At 40.8% G+C, this 2,677-nt stretch carries 2 protein-coding genes; both read right to left on the reverse strand.

What is annotated here, in order from left to right:
- Window positions 1-134: 134 nt before the first annotated feature.
- The gene (locus CBI42_RS10610; protein WP_094753955.1) at window positions 135-623 is read right to left on the reverse strand and encodes a hypothetical protein; all 489 of its coding nucleotides are present in this window, start codon (window positions 621-623) and stop codon (window positions 135-137) included.
- 63 nt (window positions 624-686) lie between these two features.
- Window positions 687-2,677, reverse strand: a 1,991-nt coding sequence (locus CBI42_RS10615; RefSeq protein WP_142294106.1) for an SspB-related isopeptide-forming adhesin, incomplete at its 5' end; no start/stop codon positions are given.

A 2,677-nucleotide genomic window follows, 5' to 3' on the forward strand; every position in this document is an offset into this window, starting at 1 on the left:
CAATACCGATAATTCCACCGATATTCCCAATTTTGTTAATAAAATCTACAACTGCTTCCATTATTTTTTTCTCACTTTCTTTTATAAAAAAGGTACTAAGAAAGATTCCTAGTACCTACTTTGTTTATTTAATACTATATTTCATCCTCTGGATGAAAGGTTAGAGAGAGGGCTGTAATTACAGCCAAGACAACGATAATAGTCGTTTCCCACCAGTGATAGATTGGAACACCTTCAGGCAATACCCAGTTAGTATACCAGGTTTCTATTTCGGATGGAATAGTACCTTCTTTTGTCAAAAATGCCCAATAGCATACTACTAAAAATGAAACTACAATCTTAAACACAAACCAACCAATTGCTGTTGCAATCAAGCTCTTAATCAGATTAAAGATAAAGAGAAGAAACATGAGTGGAGTCGCAACCATCAAAACGGCAGCTCTCGCAATCACACTCGGTAGGTTCTTTACTACTGACCAGATGGCTTTTCCTAGCCAATGCAGGCCTTTTTTCCACTTCTTCTCTTCTTCAGGTTTGGTTACTTCTGATTTTGTTTTAGTTGGGGTATAGTATCTGTATCCACTTCTAGTCACATGTGCATCCATTTTCGTGTCCTTTCTCATCTCTCTTCCCCCTCTTTTTTATGGCTTCATTATACCATAGATGAGGGGGAATTTCTAGATGTTCTATTTTTTATACTTACGAAGACCTGCAAGACTCAATAATCCCAAAATCATTCCCACAACTGGAAGCATGCTTGCTGCTGATCCTGTGTTTGGAAGTGATGGTTGAGGATTTGGTTTTCCTGGTTTTTCAGGTTTTGGAGGTTCTGGCGTTGTTGTTGTCACTTTAGCCGTCATCTCTTGTAAATTTACTGTATTGATAAAGGTATTTTCAACCTTCCCCGCTGCGATGCGTTCGACTTCTAGATAGAAGTCTGCATCGAACGTGCCTTTTACACCTAAAGAATTTAGGAAATCCTGGTTGATAACATAAGACCACTTGCCTGCTTTTTCATCCCATTTGACGGCCACAATCTTCTTGAGGAAGTCAGGATTTGTATCCTGGTTCACTTCAAACAAGAAAGCATAAGCTGTACCCTTGGCGATCTTGTCTCCAGCCTTGACTACTTTACCATCCTTCAGGATGACATCATAAGTCAAGATAAGGTCTTTCTCAGCTGTGTACTCTGTCCCCTTGAAAATCCCTGACCACTTACCTGTGAATCGATCATGAACCACATCCAACTGGTCACTACCGTCATATTGGAAGAGGCTATCGTGTTTGGTTGGAACGGTTACGCCATCGAGTAGATAGCGGATGTATTGGCCAATCTGTACTTCTTGGCCATCCAAAACTTTTTTATTATCCTTTTGATCCAGGGCATGTTTCTCTGGATTCACATCAGGAACTGAGACAGTGACAAGATTTGATTGATAGCCATTGCCAAAGTCGATTTGTTTAAGATCGTTTTTGACTTTCTCCCCTGCTTTAACCAGGAGCTTAGCTGGGAGATCAATCGTCACCTTTTTATTTTGCTTCACATAGTTGTAATAAAAACTCTTAGAATCCTTTGCTACCCAAAGGTAAAACTCACCTTTAGGATTCAAGTTCAATTCTTTCAGAATCTTATTGATTGCATCTGTACGCCCTTTGTCTGAAAGGACGTGATACATGTCAAACAAGTCTTTTACATCTTTACCTGCAGCAGTCATCTTGATCTTACTGTGGTCAACTGTGAAGGCTTTGTCTTGAACATTATCAAAGATTCCAAACTTCTTACCAATCGCTTGCGCTGAAGCAAGGGTTTTGGTGTAAGGGCTGTAGTCTGTCATCAAGCGGAAAGTCACGTTGCGATCAAATGTTGTCGCCCCATTGATATCCTTACCAGAGCGATCCAGAACAGCTTTGACTGGTTTTGGTGGCTTCGGTGTGTAGTTCGTAACAGTCTTTGAGAAAACCTCATAGTTATTCACTAGCACCTTATAAGTGTTATCATAGAAACCTTTGTCATAGATTGGCTTCCAGGTAATCACTGGGGCATCTAGGCGCTTCCCTTCATAGGTTGCAGTAAAGGTATACGTATTCTTTCCTGCATCATAGGCAACGCCCCATCCTGCTTTCTCTGCAGCTGCCTTTGTGACAGCCACATCAGGAACTGCTCCAGCTTCGAGTGGATCGATGATGGTAATCTTGTCCCCTTTTTTAAGGTTCGCATAGATATTGTCATGATTCAATGTGTAGAGCTGTGTAGCGTTTTTAGCAACTGTTTGACCATTTGTATTGGTCTTGTCTGTATCTGCTACAGATTTAGTTACAACTGGCTTATACTGCAATTTGTAGCCGTGATAGCTTGCAGATAATTTCTGATTTTTGGTTTCAGAAAGAGTTTTAAGCGCCAATGTTGGTTTTGTTGGATTTTTCGCATTGACCAGGTTAGCACTGATTGGATCAGTTTTGACAGGTTTCACGGTTGTTTTTGTGATAGCTGCAGTAGCTGGAACTTCAACAACTGGCGTTACAACCTTTGTATTCAAAGCGAACCAATAGGTTTGGCCATTTGGACTTTCTGGTCCATCCCATTGAATAAATTCGGTTGTGAAGGCTGTCCCTTCCTTAAAGACACCAAGTGCAGCGCCCTTGTATTGGTAAGGTGAGTCAGATGTATCCCAAAGAT

Source organism: Streptococcus sp. KR, from assembly GCF_002238115.1.
In the GTDB taxonomy this organism is placed as follows: Bacteria; Bacillota; Bacilli; order Lactobacillales; family Streptococcaceae; genus Streptococcus.